General features: G+C 52.7%; 12 protein-coding genes and 1 pseudogene. 12 read left to right on the top strand and 1 reads right to left on the bottom strand.

What is annotated here, in order from left to right:
- The first annotated feature begins 392 nt into the window (after window positions 1-392).
- From BLO51_RS20840 to BLO51_RS20795, 10 genes are all read left to right on the top strand, one after another.
- Window positions 393-1,772: an NAD-dependent malic enzyme gene (locus tag BLO51_RS20840; protein ID WP_425415822.1), complete on the top strand. Its 1,380-nt coding sequence runs from the start codon at window positions 393-395 to the stop codon at window positions 1,770-1,772.
- A 240-nt stretch (window positions 1,773-2,012) separates the two neighbouring features.
- The gene (locus BLO51_RS20835) at window positions 2,013-4,640 is read left to right on the top strand and encodes a polysaccharide lyase family protein (protein ID WP_090674907.1); all 2,628 of its coding nucleotides are present in this window, start codon (window positions 2,013-2,015) and stop codon (window positions 4,638-4,640) included.
- Window positions 4,641-4,689: 49 nt separating this feature from the next.
- On the top strand, window positions 4,690-6,546 hold the full coding sequence (locus tag BLO51_RS20830; RefSeq protein WP_090674905.1) for a cellulase family glycosylhydrolase: 1,857 nt from the start codon (window positions 4,690-4,692) through the stop codon (window positions 6,544-6,546).
- A 134-nt stretch (window positions 6,547-6,680) separates the two neighbouring features.
- Window positions 6,681-7,127, top strand: coding sequence for a MarR family winged helix-turn-helix transcriptional regulator (locus BLO51_RS20825; protein WP_090674903.1), 447 nt, complete (start codon window positions 6,681-6,683; stop codon window positions 7,125-7,127).
- 48 nt (window positions 7,128-7,175) lie between these two features.
- On the top strand, window positions 7,176-8,939 hold the full coding sequence (locus BLO51_RS20820; protein WP_090674901.1) for an ABC transporter ATP-binding protein: 1,764 nt from the start codon (window positions 7,176-7,178) through the stop codon (window positions 8,937-8,939).
- The gene (locus tag BLO51_RS20815) at window positions 8,905-10,752 is read left to right on the top strand and encodes an ABC transporter ATP-binding protein (protein WP_090674899.1); all 1,848 of its coding nucleotides are present in this window, start codon (window positions 8,905-8,907) and stop codon (window positions 10,750-10,752) included. The genes BLO51_RS20820 and BLO51_RS20815 overlap by 35 nt, the downstream gene beginning before the upstream one ends.
- 164 nt (window positions 10,753-10,916) lie before the next feature.
- Complete coding sequence (locus BLO51_RS20810) at window positions 10,917-12,656, top strand: FTR1 family iron permease (protein ID WP_245719759.1); 1,740 nt, start codon at window positions 10,917-10,919, stop codon at window positions 12,654-12,656.
- Window positions 12,657-12,690: 34 nt separating this feature from the next.
- Window positions 12,691-12,990, top strand: coding sequence for a hypothetical protein (locus BLO51_RS20805; RefSeq protein WP_090674897.1), 300 nt, complete (start codon window positions 12,691-12,693; stop codon window positions 12,988-12,990).
- A gap of 130 nt (window positions 12,991-13,120) precedes the next feature.
- Window positions 13,121-13,498: a DUF423 domain-containing protein gene (locus BLO51_RS20800; protein WP_090674896.1), complete on the top strand. Its 378-nt coding sequence runs from the start codon at window positions 13,121-13,123 to the stop codon at window positions 13,496-13,498.
- Window positions 13,499-13,685: 187 nt separating this feature from the next.
- Window positions 13,686-15,632: a putative bifunctional diguanylate cyclase/phosphodiesterase gene (locus BLO51_RS20795; protein ID WP_090674894.1), complete on the top strand. Its 1,947-nt coding sequence runs from the start codon at window positions 13,686-13,688 to the stop codon at window positions 15,630-15,632.
- A gap of 12 nt (window positions 15,633-15,644) precedes the next feature.
- On the opposite strand, the gene BLO51_RS20790 is transcribed toward BLO51_RS20795, so the two are convergent.
- Window positions 15,645-16,187 (bottom strand): hypothetical protein, encoded by a 543-nt coding sequence (locus tag BLO51_RS20790; protein WP_090674893.1) that lies wholly within the window; start codon window positions 16,185-16,187, stop codon window positions 15,645-15,647.
- A 539-nt stretch (window positions 16,188-16,726) separates the two neighbouring features.
- Between BLO51_RS20790 and BLO51_RS20785 the strand changes: the two genes are divergently transcribed.
- Together BLO51_RS20785 and BLO51_RS20780 are read left to right on the top strand one after the other, a co-directional pair.
- Window positions 16,727-17,767: a helix-turn-helix domain-containing protein gene (locus BLO51_RS20785; protein WP_245719758.1), complete on the top strand. Its 1,041-nt coding sequence runs from the start codon at window positions 16,727-16,729 to the stop codon at window positions 17,765-17,767.
- Between the two features lie 95 nt (window positions 17,768-17,862).
- Window positions 17,863-18,057, top strand: a pseudogene (locus tag BLO51_RS20780) (IS4 family transposase); the annotation flags it as partial.

Below are 18,057 nucleotides of genomic sequence, written 5' to 3'. Positions count from 1 at the left end.
TGAAGAGGCACAACTGTCCGAGGCTTTGTACGACGAGACGACCGTATGGCCGCAAGGATTCAAGCCTTCAAAGTAAATTGGAACAGAGCCTGACATACTAGCGAACAAACAAGAATTGGTTGAATTATACGATCAGATCCGCAATCGAAAGATGCAAATACATTTGTGATGGGAAGATTTAACGAATGATCGGAATTCGTCCCGCTAGATTTGGCAATCATACTCTTTACGAATAAGGTTGTATCCTATATATTAATAATACGTATTAATTAAAGCTTTTTCTGCTATATGTGATATAATGTTAAAATGTCGATCCACTTGCAGGGGATATCGGGGGAGGAGAATTTGTCATGGGAGTTCAAACAAGCGGGAGCTATACGATTATTTTGCGGATGGAGTCTGGACCGAATGTTCCGTTCATTCATATCGCGAATGCGATTCACGAAACCGGGGGCGAGATTGTCGCCGTCGATAACGTGAACCGAAGTAAAAATGTGACGATCCGCGATATTACGGTGAACGTGTCCAATGCGGAAAACGAAGCCTCCTTGATTAACAATGTGACCAAAGTGCCGGGAATTAAAATCATTAACTTCTCCGACCGCACCTTCTTGATGCACTTAGGCGGCAAGCTTGAGGTTCATTCGAAAGTACCGATCAAGAATCGGGACGATCTCTCCCATGTGTATACCCCCGGTGTAGCCCGCGTCTGTATGGCACTGCACGAAGACCCTGCCAAGGCCTATTCGCTGACAATCAAAAGAAATACGGTCGCGGTTGTCAGCGACGGGACGGCTGTCCTCGGGCTCGGTGATATCGGGCCGATCGCGGCGATGCCGGTGATGGAAGGAAAAGCGATGCTGTTCAAGGAAATGGCGGGTATCGACTCGTTTCCGATTTGCTTGGATACGAAAGATACGGAAGAAATCATCCGGATTGTAAAAGCCATTGCGCCCGCGTTCGGCGGAATCAACCTGGAGGATATTTCCTCTCCGCGCTGCTTTGAAATTGAGGAACGGTTGAAGCAGGAGCTGGATATTCCGGTATTTCATGACGATCAGCATGGGACGGCCGTCGTCATGCTGGCGGGACTGATTAACGCATTGAAATTGGTCGGCAAAAAGCTGACGGATATTAAAGTCGTCTTCAGCGGGGTCGGCGCGGCCGGGGTGGCGTGCACCAAGATGCTGATGGCTGCCGGGGTGACGAATATCATCGGCGCTTCGCGGTCCGTTGGGATCGTACGTCGGGGAGAAACGTACAGCAATCCCATGTTTCAATGGTATGCCGAGCATACGAACCCGGATAACGTTGCGGGCACTTTAACGGACGCGATGCAGGATGCGGATGTATTTATCGGCCTGTCCGGTCCGGGCGTGATCGGGGTCGAGGATTTGAAAAAAATGGCCAAAGATCCGATCGTATTTGCCATGGCTAATCCGACGCCGGAGATTCTGCCGGAAATTGCGGAACCGTACGTTCGCGTGATGGCAACCGGAAGGTCGGATTACCCGAACCAACTCAATAACGTGCTGTGCTTCCCCGGCATTTTCAGAGGGGCGTTGGATTGCCAGGCGACGACGATTAACGAGGAAATGAAGCTCGCCGCCGCTTACGCGATCGCCTCCACCGTGGAGGACGACGAATTGAACGAGCAGTATATCATTCCAAGCGTGTTTAACAGCCGTGTAGTGGAAGCGGTTAGAAAAAAAGTAACCCAGGCCGCAGTGGAAACCGGCGTGGCGCGCAAAATTCCGCACGAGTTTGCTTAACGAACTACCATTTCAAAATCGGCTCTTTCTTCGGAAAGCGCGACTATCTTTGTAATCCCCCACGAACCGCGGCAACTGCCATCCGTCACCGGGTTGGCTGATCGTCGCGGTTTTTTGTCAATTGTCGACAAATTTCATCTTTGGTATGTCATATTTTGCATGATACAATATGTTTCGATGGCGATTCCTTGAAACCGAGGTTTTGACGGGTTCCATCATTCTAGAGAAAGGGCTGATGTTGTGCGTAATAAGCTAAAATCGGGCTTGATTATCTTTATCGCCATAACGCTGTGGTTTACGGGATTCGCCTACCCATTGCCGGAGACATCGGCAGCGAGCGCGAATTCGGGAGCCACCCGCGCTTCCAGCGTTACTTATGGAGGGCGCGAATGGAAACCGACCTCTATCGATAAGAGATGGTCGTTCGAAAGCGGCGGACATCCATGGAACGAAATTAACGCGACGTGGGAGAGCAATCCCCACAATGCGGCTAATCCCGCGCTTGCCGTCACCATAGGAGACGCAAGCACCGCTTACAAGAGCGCGGTCGGCTCTCTTGGATTTACTTCTTCAGAGCTGGCGGAGTTTGTGAATAAGCCCGATCGGCTCGTACGGGTGCAATTCAGACGTTGGCAGCCAGAGGGATGGGGCGGTGGGCAAGGTTCCCGAATATATTGGTCGACGAATTCGACGGCAGGGGTTCAGTGGACCGACGGCAGCGCAGATACGTTATCCAACACGCAAAAAAACGGAGACCTCGAGACGTTTTATTATTTCGGGACGGACAGCCGTTTTCAACCGAAGAACGGAGGGACTATCAACGATATCCGCTTTGAGATACAGGCGTTGAACTTCGCTGGAAAACAGCCATCCGGAACTAAGGTGTTTTTTGACGACATTACCGTTACGGTATTGGAGCCATCGGACGGATCGGACTCTACGCTGTGGAGAATCGGTAAAAACGACGGGAGTTCGGCTGAATTTTCGAATTATAAAGCACAAACAGCTCCTTTTCCGATTCCTTCCGATTGGAAATCAAAGACAGATTGGACAAGCGTATCCAAAGGCTTGAACGCAAGTGTAAGCCCGGCATTATCGGTTTCGTTTACATTAAATGAAGTGCCATGCGAAGGAGCGGAGCTTCATTTCCGCATTCTGGACGCCTACAGGTCCATACCCCAAGTGGCGGTTTTCTCCAACCAGATCATGGCAGGACTCATCCAAGTCGCCGGCATAAACGGCAGCGGGGCTGTAGATTCGGCCGAAAAGCCGCTGGCGTACAAGAATACTTACCGTTTGTTTATCCCGTCGTCGCTTTTGCAAAAAGGAACGAACACTCTAAGGCTGGAAGCATACAGGGGGCATTTGGCCGATTCGACCGGCGATGCTTACCTTTGGTGGGTTTGGGATTACTTACAGCTTGATGCCTTGCAACAGCCAGCAGTGGAGCCTATTCATGGCAGATACGTTCATCTTGGGACGAATATGCTAAATAATTTTGCGTACAACGACGACGTGATCCGACAGTATCCCCAACTTACCAAGTGGATGGGGATCGCGTACAGCGGCAACTGGATGAGAATAGGCTTCTGGTCCGACACCCAATCCAAGTGGCGACCCCATGCCAGATCCGTATTGGAGACGATGAAGCAGCTTAATTTGACTCCGTTGGTCGATATTTTCGGAAGCGACATCACGGTAAGAGATCCGGATATCGCCGCCGGTAATGTCCCACCCTGGGTGAAACAATACTATGAAGGGTTTATTACGGATTTCGGAGATTTGTTTCAGTACGTCGAAGTCGATAACGAACCCGGAGGATATAATCATACCCTGGCTGGCACGATCGCCTTGGCTAAGTTTTTGAAAGAACATCGGGACTCACCGGGGGGGAAGAAGAATCTGAAAATTGTCGCGCCCGGCTGGTCCTATAACGAGAAAAACGGGATTCCGGCAGGATGGGAAAGAGATCCGAAATACCGCAGACAAGTCGAAGATTACACGGATTTGACCAACGGCCACAGCTACGGAACGACCGGAGTCGGTGCTCTGGGCAAAAGGGGAGGAGCGCTGATCGAGAATTTGCGGACCTATGGTGATTATACCGGGGACGGGTTGGAGAAAGAGATGGTCATGAGCGAAACGGGAGCGAACGACACGCATTTTGACGGCGATCCGCGATTCGGCACACACAGCGGCGGGAATAAATATAAGGCCATCTTTGACCGGGAGCTCCGGAGCGATATCGGGTATGCGGATCATATTATGCAGCATGCCGCGTTTTATATCGACTCGAGTCGCGTTTCCTACAGTCTGTTCAAACCCACTGTCGACTGGAATATATTGCAGCCCGAACAGGTGGTTGCCTGGCAGAACGTCAACGAAGCGAACGATTACCGTCTTGCGACATTCCGCAGACTTGCTCTCGCTTATGCCACACATGGACGGCCTCTGGCATACGACTATGTAAACCGGACGGGCGTTGCTGACAAGAAGGTATACTTTCGAGCGGTCGATACTTCATCTTTACCTGCATCCGCAGTGGGAGCGAAAGCGGATAAAGTTTTGCTGAATTTTGTCAATTTCGATAAAACCCCCCAGACGATGCAGATACGCGTGAGGCTGCCGCAATCGGGGACTTATGTCGGAGAGAGATTTGGACCGGGGGCCTCTTATGCATCGGCATATTCGAAGGTTACTCTACAGGCAAATCCGGTTGTGCTCTTAACCGAAACGCTGCAACCGGGCGAGGCGGTTCAGTATATTCTGAACGTGCCGCATACGGTGAATGTCGTAGACGATTCGTTGAACAAATTCGCGCTCGAAAACGATGTTACGGTGACGACGCCGTCCGCAGCGATTCGTTGAGGAAACAGAGGACATTTATCCGAAGAGCCGAGAGGAGGGCTTATGATCTATGAAGAAGACTGTGGTTGTTTTGATCGTTTGTTTAGTATTGTTTTATAGCTTTCCAATCCCGCAGGCCAAAGCGATGGATGCGGATTATTTCGGAGTGAACGAGCATCCGCACCGCTATGCGGATTATCCGGCCTTAATCGACCAAATTACCGCTTCCCAAGTCAAATGGATTCGCATTTCGCCCGAGTGGGGAGCCATCGAACCGGCGAAAGGGAAGCACGATCCTAACGTATTGGCCAAAATGGACGATATCGTCAAGCGGTTAACGGACAAAGGCATCAACATCGTTTGGATATTGGCTTATACTGCGCCTTGGGCTTCCTCCAAGCCGAGCGATCCGGAGAGCACGCGCTATAAGCCGGCGAACTGGGCAGATTGGGAAAGCTATGTGAAATTTATTACGGCCAGGTATAAAGGCGTCATTCATCATTGGGAGGTATGGAATGAGCCCGATTATTCGCTATTTTGGAAAAGTGGTACAAGCGATTATTTTACTTTGCTGCAAAAGGCTTATAACCAGATCAAAGCGACCGACCCAACCAACCAAGTGCTGATGGGAGGGCTCGCTCTGTCGTACGGGCGGGATGCCAACTACGGAGTGGGCGCTTGGTTCGATCAACTGATGGATCTGGGTGCAGGGAACTATTTCGACGTTATCAATTATCATGCCTACGGACCGGCGCAAGAGCTTGTGAAAAAATATAACGGCATGATGGAAATCGTGCGCAAGCACAGCTCCAGCCTGAGCGGCAAACCGATCTGGATCACGGAAACCGGCTTAACCTCCGAGGGGACGAAGCTTTACGAGCAAGCGAATTATGTGGATCAAGTCTATGTGATGAATAAGAGATGGCCGAACATCGCCAAAGTCTTTTGGTACAATTTCCGGAATGCGAATGTGGGCGACGTCACGGAAGACAACTACGGACTTGTCAAGCAAGACTTAACTCCGCTGAAGGCATTTTATCATTATCAAGCTTTAAACGGAGCGGAAACCTTCTTCGGAACCGAAATGAACCAGGCGCTTACCTTGTCTTTGAATACCTCCCCGGGGGATAGCGGAGTAAAGAATTACGGTTCGCATATCGAGATTGACTCGGGCAAATACGCTTATTTTCGATTAAACGATCTATGGCTGCGCAATGCGAACGAAGGTCTCGATCCGACCGTTCAAGTGGAAGTAACTTATCTGGATAGCGGCAGCGGGTCGTGGTTCCTCCAGTATGACGGCCAAAAGGGGGCTTACACTCAGACCGGTCAGGTCGTCTTGGGAAATACGGGAGAGTGGAAGACGCAAAGCTTTACACTGAACGACGCGAAATTCGACAATCGGCAAAACGTTTCCTCCGATTTTCGTATATGGTCGAGAAGCGGAGTCATCCATATCAGTAAAATAAAGGTAAAAAAACAAAGTAACAGAGCGAAGGTCATTCTGAAAAAAGACAACCTGTACACGCTGATGGAACAAATTCAGTCCGATGATCCGAAAGAAGAGACTTATTCCGAGGCTGAAACCGTCGGAGGCCTGGAAGCCAGAAAAATAATAGCGGACAATAAATATTTGTATTTTCAAGTATCCGATGGATTCGTTCGCGAAGGCGACACGCAATTAACGATCAAAGTGTCTTATTTTGATGCCGGAGAAGATAAGATCCTGATTCAGTACAATGCTGTCGACCATGATTACAAAGGGCTAGAGATTCAAAAAGAGGGAACCGGTACGTGGAAGGAAGCGGTTTTTAAAGTAACGGACGCGAAATTTACACATCGACAAAATTATTATGGCGATTTAAGAATAGGCAACGGTTACGATAACAGCGTTGAGTACATCCGCTCCGTCGAAATTATCAAATAAAGCCATGCTATGAAGGACAGCTTGTTTGGTAATTAACCAACCGGCTGTCCTTTTTTGGAGGTCCCCATTGACAGTAGCTCCAGAATCCCCTATCCTGAAATTATTTAGCCGACAAACTAAAAGGGGGACTTCCCATGTCGCATGACGATTCGCTGACCCGCTTGATGCGGCATGTGCTCAAGCTTCACCGGCACAGCGTCGATCTGATGATTCAGAAATACGACGTCTTTCCCGGACAGCCTCCGCTGCTCATGCGGTTGTCGGAGCGGGACGGGCAAAGCCAGAAGGAGCTGGCGGACAGCATGCTCATCAAGCCGCCTACGTTAACCGTGATGATCAACCGCATGGAGAAGACGGGGCTCGTCGAGAGGAAGCCGGACCCGGACGATCAGCGCGTATCCCGCGTCTACTTGACCGGGAAAGGGCGGCAAGCCGCCGCCGGCGTTAGGGAAGCGCTGCAGGTATTGGAGGCGAAATGCTTCGAGCATTTCAGCCCTGAGGAAAAAATGCTGTTCCGCCGGCTGCTGTGGCAGGTTCGCGACGACTTGGAGACGTTTCAACGACATTTCAAAGATGAATAGTTAGCCGACAAACAAGCGGAGGACAACTCAATCGGAGGAAATTAAAAAGTGTGGAAGCTTAGAAGCTACTTGAAGCCTTATACATGGGCAGCGCTGCTTGCGCCCCTGTTTATGGTGCTGGAGGTGTGCATGGATCTGCTGCAGCCGAAGCTGATGGCGAGCGTCATCAATGAAGGTGTCGTGCGCAGCGATCTGGCGCACATTTGGCATACGGGCCTGCTGATGATCGGCGCTGCGCTCGTCGGACTGCTCGGTGGTGCAGGCTGCACGATTTATTCCAGCCGGGCGGCGCTCGGGTTTGGGGCGGATCTGCGTCTCAGCCTGTTTCAAAAAGTACAGACCTTTTCGTTCGACAACTTGGACCGGCTGACGATGGGATCGCTTGTCACCCGGCTGACGGGGGATGTCATGCAGGTGCAGAACCAGGTTCAGATGCTGCTGCGCGTCATGGTTCGCAGCACGTCGCTGGCGATCGGCAGCATCGCAATGATGATCGCACTCAGTCCTCGCCTCTCGCTGATGCTGCTTGCGGTGGTGCCGCTCCTGATTGTCATTTTGTACACGCTGATCCGGCTATCCGTTCCGCTGTTCGGTCGGGTGCAGGAAAAGCTGGACGGGCTGAACACGGTGCTTCAGGAGAACCTCAAGGGCATCCGCGTGGTGAAAGCGTTCGTCCGGTCGGCCGTGGAGCGCGAACGCTACGGGAAGGCGAATCGGGATCACCTGGAGGTCGCTCTGAAAGCGGCACGGATCGTTGCCGCCAATATGCCGCTCCTGATGCTGGTGCTGAACGCAGGCATCGTGGCCGTGCTCTGGTACGGAGGCGCGCAGACGTGGGAAGGCGCGATGCCGGTCGGCGACCTGATCGCGTACCTCAGCTATATGGCGCAGCTCCTCTTTTCCCTGCTATCCGTCGGCATGCTGCTGATTTCGTTCTCCCGGGCCAAAGCGTCCGCGGACCGCATTCGCGAAGTGTTGGAGACGCAGCTGGGCATCGCGGAAGCTGAGCAGGCCAACGCCGGAGCGATCCGGGCCGGACACGTGAGGTTCGACCGGGTATCGTTCTCGTTCGATCCGGGGAAGACCGACTTCGTGCTGAAAGACATCAGCTTTGCCGTCGAGCCGGGCCAGACGGTCGGCATTCTCGGTGCGACCGGCTCGGGCAAATCGTCCTTGGTCGGCCTGATTCCAAGGCTGTTCGATGCGACGGAGGGCCGGGTATTAATCGACGGTACCGATGTGAGAGCCATCGACTCCAAGCATTTGCGCAGTCAAGTCGGCATCGTGCTGCAGCAAGCGGTCTTGTTCAGCGGCACGATTCGCGACAACATCCGCTACGGACGGCCGGGCGCTTCGCAGGAGGAAGTCGAGGCGGCGGCCAGGGCGGCGCAGGCTTATGAATTTATCGAGCGCATGCCGGACGGCTACGATACGGAGCTGGGCCAGCGGGGCGTAAATCTGTCGGGCGGCCAAAAGCAGCGTCTATCCATCGCGCGGGCGCTGCTGCTCAGGCCCAAAATTCTTATTCTCGACGACAGTACGAGCGCCGTCGATTTGGTGACGGAAGCCCGCATCCGCGAGTCTCTGGAAGCTTTGAAGAGCGAAACGACCTGCATCGTCATCGCCCAGCGCATTGCGTCGGTGACAGAGACGGATCTGATCCTCGTGCTGGAGGACGGCGCGATTGCCGCCCGGGGCACGCATCAGGAGCTGCTGCGGAGCAGCGCAATCTACCGCGATATTTATCGCTCCCAGCACGGAAAGGAGGAGAGCGTCCGTGACACCCCAAGCTCAACCCTCAGTCCGTCCTGACGGTAAAAAAAACGCGGACCTTCCGGCGGCCGCGTTCGGATTCGGACGCCGGGGCGAACCGGCGCCCAGGGTAAGGGCCAAGAACACCCGGGCTGCCATTCGGCGGCTGTGGGGCTATCTGAAACGGCAGCGGGCCGCCTTGACCGGCGTCATCGCGCTTGTGCTGATTGGGCTCGCGCTGTCGCTTGCGGGACCATATCTGATCGGGACGGCAATCGACCGCTATATTACGCTTCACGATCCGAACGGCCTGCTGTGGCTGTGCCTCCTTCTGCTGGCCGTCTATATCGGCGGCAGCGCCGTTTCGTGGCTGCAAACGTACGTCATGTCCGGCATTGCCGGGCGGACGGTGTGGGAGCTGCGGCGCGACCTGTTTGCCCATATGCAGGAACTCCCGGTGCGCTTCTTCGACAAGACGCCGCACGGAGAGCTGATGAGCCGCACGACGAACGACATCGACAACGTCTCCAACACGCTGAACCAAAGCTTGCTGCAGCTCATCACGAGCGTCGTCATGCTGCTCGGCTCGCTGACGATGATGCTGCTGCTGAACGGATGGCTGACGCTTGTGGCGCTCGTGATCATTCCGCTTGCCACCTTGGTTGCCCGACAAATCGGCAAGCGCACCAAAAGCCAATTCAAGGAACAGCAGCGCCATCTCGGCGAGCTGAACGGCTTCATCGAAGAGACGATATCCGGACAGAAGGTCGTCAAAATCTACAACCGCGAGGAGCTGGCGGCGCAGCAGTTCCAAGAGATAAACGCCAGGCTGCGGCAGGCGGGGACGCGGGCGCAAATTTTTTCCGGCATGATGGGCCCGTTCATGAACCTGTTGAACCATACGAGCTTCATTTTGCTGGCGGTCGCCGGGGGCTGGATGGCGTACAACGGCTGGACGACGATCGGAGTCATCGTCAGCTTTCTGAATTACTCCAAGCAGTTCAGCGGCCCGGTCAACGAGCTGGCGAACCAGTACAATATGATTCAATCCGGCGTCGCCGGAGCGGAACGAGTGTTTGAAATTTTGGATACCGACACGGAATTCGGCAACGAGGGCGGCCGGAAGCTGCAAGAAGCCATCCGCGGGGAAGTCGAGTTCGACCGGGTGACGTTCGGTTACGGCGACACGCCGGTTTTGCGGGACGTATCGTTCGCTGTTCAACCGGGGCAAGTTGTCGCCTTGGTCGGTCCGACCGGCTCGGGCAAGACGACGATCATGAACCTGCTCACCCGCTTCTACGATATTTCAGCAGGGACGATCCGGATCGACGGGAAAGATATCCGGGAATGGGACAAAAACAGCCTCAGAAGCCGTCTCGGCATGGTGCTGCAGGACGCGCATCTGTTCTCCGGCACGATTCGCGACAACATCCGGTACGGGAGGCTGGACGCGACGGAGGAGGAGATTCGGTCGGCGGCCAAGCTGGCGAACGCGGACGGCTTCATCCGCAAGCTGCCCCAAGGGTACGACACGCCGCTCTCAGCGGAAGGCGGTAATCTGAGTCACGGGCAGCGGCAACTGCTTACGATTGCCAGAGCGATTCTATCCGATCCGTCCATTCTGGTATTGGACGAAGCGACCAGCAGCGTCGATACACGCACGGAGATGCACATTCAGGAAGCGATGAAGGCACTCATGCAAGGGCGGACCAGCTTCGTCATCGCCCACCGGCTCAGCACGATTCAGGAGGCCGACCTGATTCTCGTCGTGCGCGGAGGCGAGATCGTCGAGCGGGGCACACACGAGCAGCTTTTGGCGCTGCAAGGGTTGTATGCCGAGATGCATGCCAATCCGTCGGCCGACGCCGATTAAAAAAAGCCTTAATCTTCGACATTTTTTGGAGATTGAGGCTTTTTTTATACAAACATCGAATAAACTTTAATTCTAAAAATTTTCATTGAAAAACATCGACTTCTATACTGTTCGGCTGGGACGGCCGTAGCACGCTTGCTGAAGCGGCCGCACCCGACTCGCTGATGCCGCTCGTCGGCGGAGCGCTGGTTCATGCGGGCGAGCACAAGTGGCAGGAAACGGCTGCGGAGCTGGAGAAGTTCGAGGCGGAATGGCGCAAGCTGAACGCCCTCTCCGGCGAAGCGGCAGATAGCGTCGCGTCGGCCTTGGCCGACGCGAAGAAGGCGGTGACCGATGCCGCTTCCAAGCCCAACGAGGCCTACCAGTCCGTGTCCAAGCTGACCAAGGCGGTCGGCCGTTTCGCGGGGGCCGGAGCGAAAAAGGAGTCGAAAGCGGACGGGAAACAAGCAGCTGGCGCGCTGCTTCCCATCCTGCGGCAAACGCAAGCGGATATCCAGAATAGCGACTGGGACAAAGCCCGGAGCCGCTACAAGCAGTTCGACAGCCAGTGGTCCAAGAGCGAAGCGGCCATCCGGTCGGACTCGTCCGGCGTGTACGGACAGATCGAGACGAAGCTAAGCCTGATCCGGATCGCGCTGCAAGCGGAGCCCCCGAAGGCGGAAGCGGCCGACAAGGGCGTTCGCGAATTGATCCAGCTGATCGACGATTACGTCAGCGGCAAGCTCCGGGAGGACACCGCCGCTTCCGGCAAGCAATCGGTATCCGACGCGCTGGCGATTTTGCAAAAAGCCGCGGACGCCATCAGTGCAGGCCGTAACGCGGAAGCGGCCGATCAGCTTCAGGCCTTTATCCAGATCTGGCCTTCCGTGGAAGGAGAGGTCCGCACGAGAGCCCCGGACACGTATGACCGGATCGAACGGGAGATGACGGAGGCGGCTAGCCGGTTGCTGTCCAATCCCCCGCAGCCGGAGGAAGCGGGCCGCATCGTTTCGGAGATGCAGACGGAGCTTCAGCCGTTCACGGCGCAAACGAGCTATTCGGCTTGGGATGCCGCGATTATCCTGCTGCGCGAAGGGCTTGAAGCGCTGCTCGCCTTTTTGCGCCGGACCGGCAACGCCTCCAAGCAAGTATGGGTATGGAGCGGCGGAGCGGCAGGGCTGCTCGCCAGCGGCGGCTTGGCCGTCGTGCTTACTTTCACGATTGCCAATGTGGCTTCCGGGAGCACTCGCGAGCTGTTGGAGGGCATCATGGGCCTAGTATCCGTGTTCCTGATGCTGACCGTGGGCGCATGGCTTCACCGCAAATCCCATGTCGATACGTGGAATCGGTACATTAATAATCAGGTCGGCGTGGCTCTGGCCAGCGGAAACCTGTGGTCGCTCTTCTTGGTTGCGGCGCTTTCGATTTTGCGGGAGGGCGCGGAGACGGCCATCTTCTATATCGGGATGGCTCCCTCCATCGATCCGGCACAGCTTGCGCTGGGCATCGGATCGGCCGCCGTGCTGCTGTTTCTGCTCGGCTTCGTCATTGTCCGGGGAAGCGTCCTGCTGCCGCTCCGCCCGTTTTTTCTGGGAGCCACGGTACTGATCTATTATCTGGTCCTCAAATTTTTGGGCCAGAGCATTCACGCTCTGCAAATTGCGGGACAGATTCCTGCGCATGTGCCAGGCTATCTTCCTTCCTGGAATTGGCTCGGCGCCTACCCGACTTGGGAAACGTTCGTTCCGCAAGTGCTCGTGCTTCTCTTTATCGTGTTCCAATGGGCCCGTCAAGAGCGGAAAATGCGGGGAAACGTTCAAAAAATAACGAAACTTTTGTCTCGTAGCCGGTTGGAAAAAAGCAGGAGTTTGGACGCAGAATGTCGAATTCGTCATAGGAAACGGGGGCACATCACTGCAGAGTAACGATCAGCTTCGCCCCTGCCGGAGGAGGATGGCAATGAAATATGCGATTTGCCAAACAGTCAAAATTGTAGACATGAACGAAGAAATTATGTCTGAGGTGCTGTTCGACCACGGAGAGCACGAGGCGCCGGCCTTATCGATCGGCTGCTCCGTCGTTTCGTACCAGCTTGGGTTAAAAGAGTTCGAAGTGGTTTACGACAAGCGCGAAGGCAAGCAGGAGCGGTTCAAGGTCATCGACATTGAGTTTGACTTGCTCAAGCAGCCTGCGATCACCCGCGTCTTTCTGGAGCCCGTTACGCTGATCGTCGGCCAGCACGATATCGGCCAATTGTAATGCCGCATCCATCATTCGAATAACGTAAGAAGTCCTGCTGACAAAGCCGAATTCGGCGAGAAGGCAGGACTTATTTTGTTCATTTGGCAGTGGGGAAAAAATACTATATCATGAAAGAGAGGTGAAGTTGATGAACAGAACGTTTGTGGCTCTTGGCGGCATTTGCGCATTTCTGTCGGTGGCGCTCGGAGCATTCGGCGCACATGCGCTGAAAGGAAAGCTCACAGCGGATATGCTGGCTAATTTCCAGACTGGCGTCCAGTACCAGATGATGCATTCGCTCGGGCTGATCGCCATTGGACTTGCTGCCTCCCTGCTTCCGGCCAGCGCCAGCGGACATGTACGCCGGGCCGGCTGGTCGATGTTTGTCGGGATCGTTGTATTTTCCGGTAGTTTGTATGTTCTAAGTATAACGGGGATAAAGCAGCTGGGCGCGATTACGCCAATCGGCGGGGTGGCCTTTTTGTTCGGTTGGCTGTCCTTGGTCCTGGCCCTCCGGGCAAAATAACTCCTAAGTCTCTTTCACTACATTCGGCAGGTCTTCATGCCGAATTTTTTTATGCCTACCCTTCTGGAAGTACTCGCTTTTTTTGTCGAATTAGCAGGAAAAATACAGCTGTACGTAGAATTTCTACGGGCAAGATGTGAGAATGGAATACTCTGACAAACGAACCTATCCGGGAAAGGAGGCCCGCATGCCTAGGACCGACGGATCAGCAAATGGAACACAACCGCGCAATGAAAAAAGAACGATGCTGTTCGCATGCGGAGGGACGGCGGTCGGATTCCTCGTCTGCTGGTGGGTCGGAGGGGCTTTCCTATGGGGATTCGGCATCGCCGTCTTCCTGTTGATGGCTTATTCGTGGGAACGTATTATTCGGCTGTCCCGGGCTGTGTCCGAATCGGACGCCAGAAGCCGTACGGCGGAGAAACGGCTTCGCAGGGCGGACAGCCAATTGAACGCGTTGTTCCATCACCATCCGGGCGCCGTAGGGCTGATCGATCCGGGGGGATGTTTTCTGTACTGGAATCCGGCTGCGGAACGCACGTTCGGATACCGGGAGGAAGAGCTGAGAGGGAAGCATTTGCGCACCCTGTTTCCGGAAGAGTTGTCCGGCGGGATCAACAACTTTTTCGCAGAAGCGCTGCATGGCTTGCCGCTCTCGTTCAAAACGTCGCTTCTGCATAAAGACGGATACCGCGTCGATCTCGATACGACGGTCGTCCCGGTGAAGGAGCAGGGGATCGCGACAGGGGTTCTGATCGTTTGCCAGGACATTACGTCCGCTACGCGTACCGAAGAGCAGATTCGGCATCTTGCCTACTATGACGACATGACGGGGCTCCCGAACCGCAGACTGTTCGTGCAGCATTTGAACGCAGCCATGGCGGCCGCGTCCCGCCACGAACGAAAGCTAGCCGTCCTGTTCGTCGATATCGACCGTTTTAAGATCGTCAACGATTGCTTCGGGCACGATTACGGAGATATGCTGCTGCTGCAGGTAGCGGAACGGTTTTCCCGCTGCTTGGGCCCGGACGATTATCTCGCGCGTACGGAAGGAGACGAGTTTGCGCTTTTCTTCCAAGTGGCTGATCAAGAGGCGGAGCCGGTGGGAACGATCGCAAAGGAGATTTTCGACGTGCTGGAGGAGCCCTTCGTCCTGGGGCAAAATCTGGTTCACCTGACGGTCAGTATCGGCATATCGCTGCTGTCGCGGGAGGACGAGTCGGCGGATTTGCTTATGAAATGCGCGGATATGGCATTGACCCGGGCCAAGGAAAAAGGCAAAAACAACTATCAACTGTTTAATAGCGAGATGAAATCTGTATCATTGAAACGCTTAACTCTGGAAAGCGAGCTTCGTCGGGCTTTGGCCAAGAACGAACTGCTGCTGCATTACCAGCCCCAGATGGATATTACGACCGGCCGCATTGTCGGGTTCGAGGCGCTCGTCCGGTGGCAGCATCCGGAGCGCGGGCTGGTTGCGCCGGGGGAGTTCATTCCGTTCGCGGAAGAAAGCGGTCTGATCGTACCGATCGGCGAATGGGCGCTGAAGGAAGCCTGCCGGCAGAACAAGCAGTGGCAAGATGCCGGGCTGGAGGTCGTGCCGGTTTCGGTCAACTTGTCGATCCGGCAGTTCATGCAGCATCAGCTGTGCGTCGGAATCGGCAGGATACTTCGGGAAACGGGGCTCGATCCCGCCTTGCTGGAGCTTGAAATTACGGAGAGCTGCACGATGGATGTCGATTATGCCTGCGGTCTGCTGCATGAGCTTAAGCAGCTTGGGGTTAAAATCAGCATCGACGATTTCGGCACCGGCTACAGCTCGTTGTCCTACTTGAAAAAATTCCCGATCGACAAATTAAAAATCGACCGCTCTTTCGTGCGCGACATTTTGACCGATCCGAACGATGCGGCCATCGTCGCTTCGATCATCGCCATGACCCGGCATTTGAACATGGAAGTGATCGCAGAAGGCGTCGAAATCGAGGAACAGCTCCGATTTTTGCATGACAACGACTGCCATCTCATTCAAGGCTTTTATCTGAGCCCGCCCCTTGCCGTTCCCGACGCGGAGCGTCTGATGAAGCTTTACTCTACGCAGGCAGCAGCCGAAGAGGAGCGTCCCCCTGTTAATTAAAAAAGGCCCGCTTCAGCGGGCCTGAAAATCGTCAATTTCGTTAATTTTAAGTAGGTACACTTTCTTCTCGTCGACATGATAGACCGTGAGGTTTCCGCTGGCCGGGTCCGTATTGATAATACGGCACGGCATGCTGAGCTTGACCCCTTTCTCTTTCACGATGGACAAACGCACAAGCGTATTGCTTTGTTGAAATACATTCATTTCATCCCAGATCTGCTTGAACGGATCGACTTTCGGGCGTTTTGGCTCCGCAGCATTGGCCTCTTTAACGTGCGAAGCGGATGGGGTTTTCGGGGCGATTTCCGCAGGATCGGTGTTCGGCTGGCTTTTCGTCAGTTCGGCAGAGGTGTCGATTTTTTTGAGAATGGCTTCTTTCAGCGAGGCCTCAATCGTTTTACCTAATTCGACCCCTTGCTTGATTTGATAATCGGTTACAAATTCCGAATTGAGCTGATGCAGCAGCTTCTCCAAGGCTCGCCCGTTGGTATCTTCCTCAATCATGATGTCTACATTGAACAAAAACTTTCGTTTTTGCGGTTTGTTGGCTTCCACAGGCGGCTCCTCCTCATTTGATGCTCGCATAATCTTTACTATATCATTTTTTGCTATAGGAAAATAGAAGTAAACAGACTGGAATTATTATTTTCTAAACTGTTCGTACGCGGTGGAAATAACTTGAAGGTCGAAAACGACGCATGGTACGAAATTGGCTTGCTGCCGTTGCGGTATGTTGGAACTAGGTTCAAGATAAAAATAGTAGGTCTTACTAACTAAACATGATGCGAGGATACTACATCTAAAGGAGTTAGTCAAATTTTTTGCACTCTTCAGTAATTATGGATGGATTTGCAATTGTACGGTAAATTGTCTGAGTAGTGGAAAGCGCTGGACTATATCGAGATGCTATTTAGTCGCTGCCCGATCGTTTGAGGGACTATACGAATTGGAGTTGATCGGAAATTATCGAATCTTTTTATCTCTGCGGAATCTATATAGATGAAATATCATAAAAATCAATTAATTGTAAAATAGAACATGCTCTGCTATAATTAACCATTGTATAATATTGAATCAAAGGAAGGTACGGTATTATGGTGGATACTAAGTATCGGAATAACACCATCGCAGATTTCATCTTCCAACTTAGAAAAGAGAATAACTTGACATACGCAGAACTTGGGGAATTAACGGGGGTAAGCAGAAGTGTACTAAATCGAATAGAGCGCGGGGAAACGAAACGGCTGGAATTTAAGAATTTGAAGGCTGTAGCCATAGCTTTTCCTGCACACTATTCCGAGATTATGGAGTGTTACCTTGAAGAAGAAAGCCGCATCAACACTTTGTTTGAAGTGCTCGAAGAGGTAACATCCTGTGAAGAGTGCTTTTTGCTGGTTCCGAAAGTGGCAGTACGCATACTGGAATCGCATAGTGTAGAAACGGAGGAATCGCTTCAACGATTGTTTGACTTTACCCAAACAGTAACTGATAATTCACTGAAAGTAACACTCTATACGTCAATTATTAAGTTTTCCAGAGAACGCGGAGTGCCGCATTATGTAGCCAAAGGGCTGCTGCAAAAGTATTTGATTGAAAGGAACGATTTGAAACAACTGGAAGAGTCGTTTCGGATGGGACAAGAAGTTTTGTACTACACTAAATTTTTATCACATGAGGAGAAAATTACGTTTTACTTTAGAATGGCTTTGCATGCGAAAAACATAAACAAATACAATGAATGTATTGAACTTTGTGAGTTGGGTCTCCCTTTGGAGACAGAAGATACGGAACTAAAGGCAAGAGCATATCTGATGATGATAAATTCATATTCACAATTAAAAGACTACAATGCGGTTGAGAAGCATCTGGACACTTTTGAAAAGATGAAGAACGACTTTGTTGTCGAACCAGCCAAGATTACTCGGGCCTTAACAAAAGCTAGAAAGAAAGAATTTGACACAGCTTTACCTATGCTTCAGAAATATTTGGACGAAGTTAGCTTGGATCACAGGATACATATTGCTGATGAACTTCTAGAAATCTATCTTCAATTAGGACATTTGGAGTCAATTACTCAAACTTCGCAGAGTAAAATTGGCCATGGACCCTTGATAAATAAAGCTGCATCAGGATAAAGATCTATCCCTTGCAAAAATAGAAAAACACCGCTTTTGTTTGGTATAGTGATTGTGTCGAGCAACCCATACCATACAGAAGAGGTGTCCTCTATATGATAAAGCAAAAAGAGTCGTGCAATCAACTACCAAAAGAAATTAAACCGGCTTTCCAAGAATTGAACGTCCTCAAGCATTTAAAAGACGCAAAAATCAACAAGAAATTTGGATTTACGGCGGCATACCTTTTTCAGCTTGTTTTCGTGCTTTTGTTTCATCAGAAAAATTGGTTTCGCCTGCTCGAAAGTACG

The sequence above is a fragment of the Paenibacillus tianmuensis genome (assembly GCF_900100345.1).
Lineage (GTDB): Bacteria > Bacillota > Bacilli > Paenibacillales > NBRC-103111 > Paenibacillus_G > Paenibacillus_G tianmuensis.
Note: the sequence above shows the minus strand (reverse complement) of the source record. Positions and strands in the feature narration are given on the sequence as shown.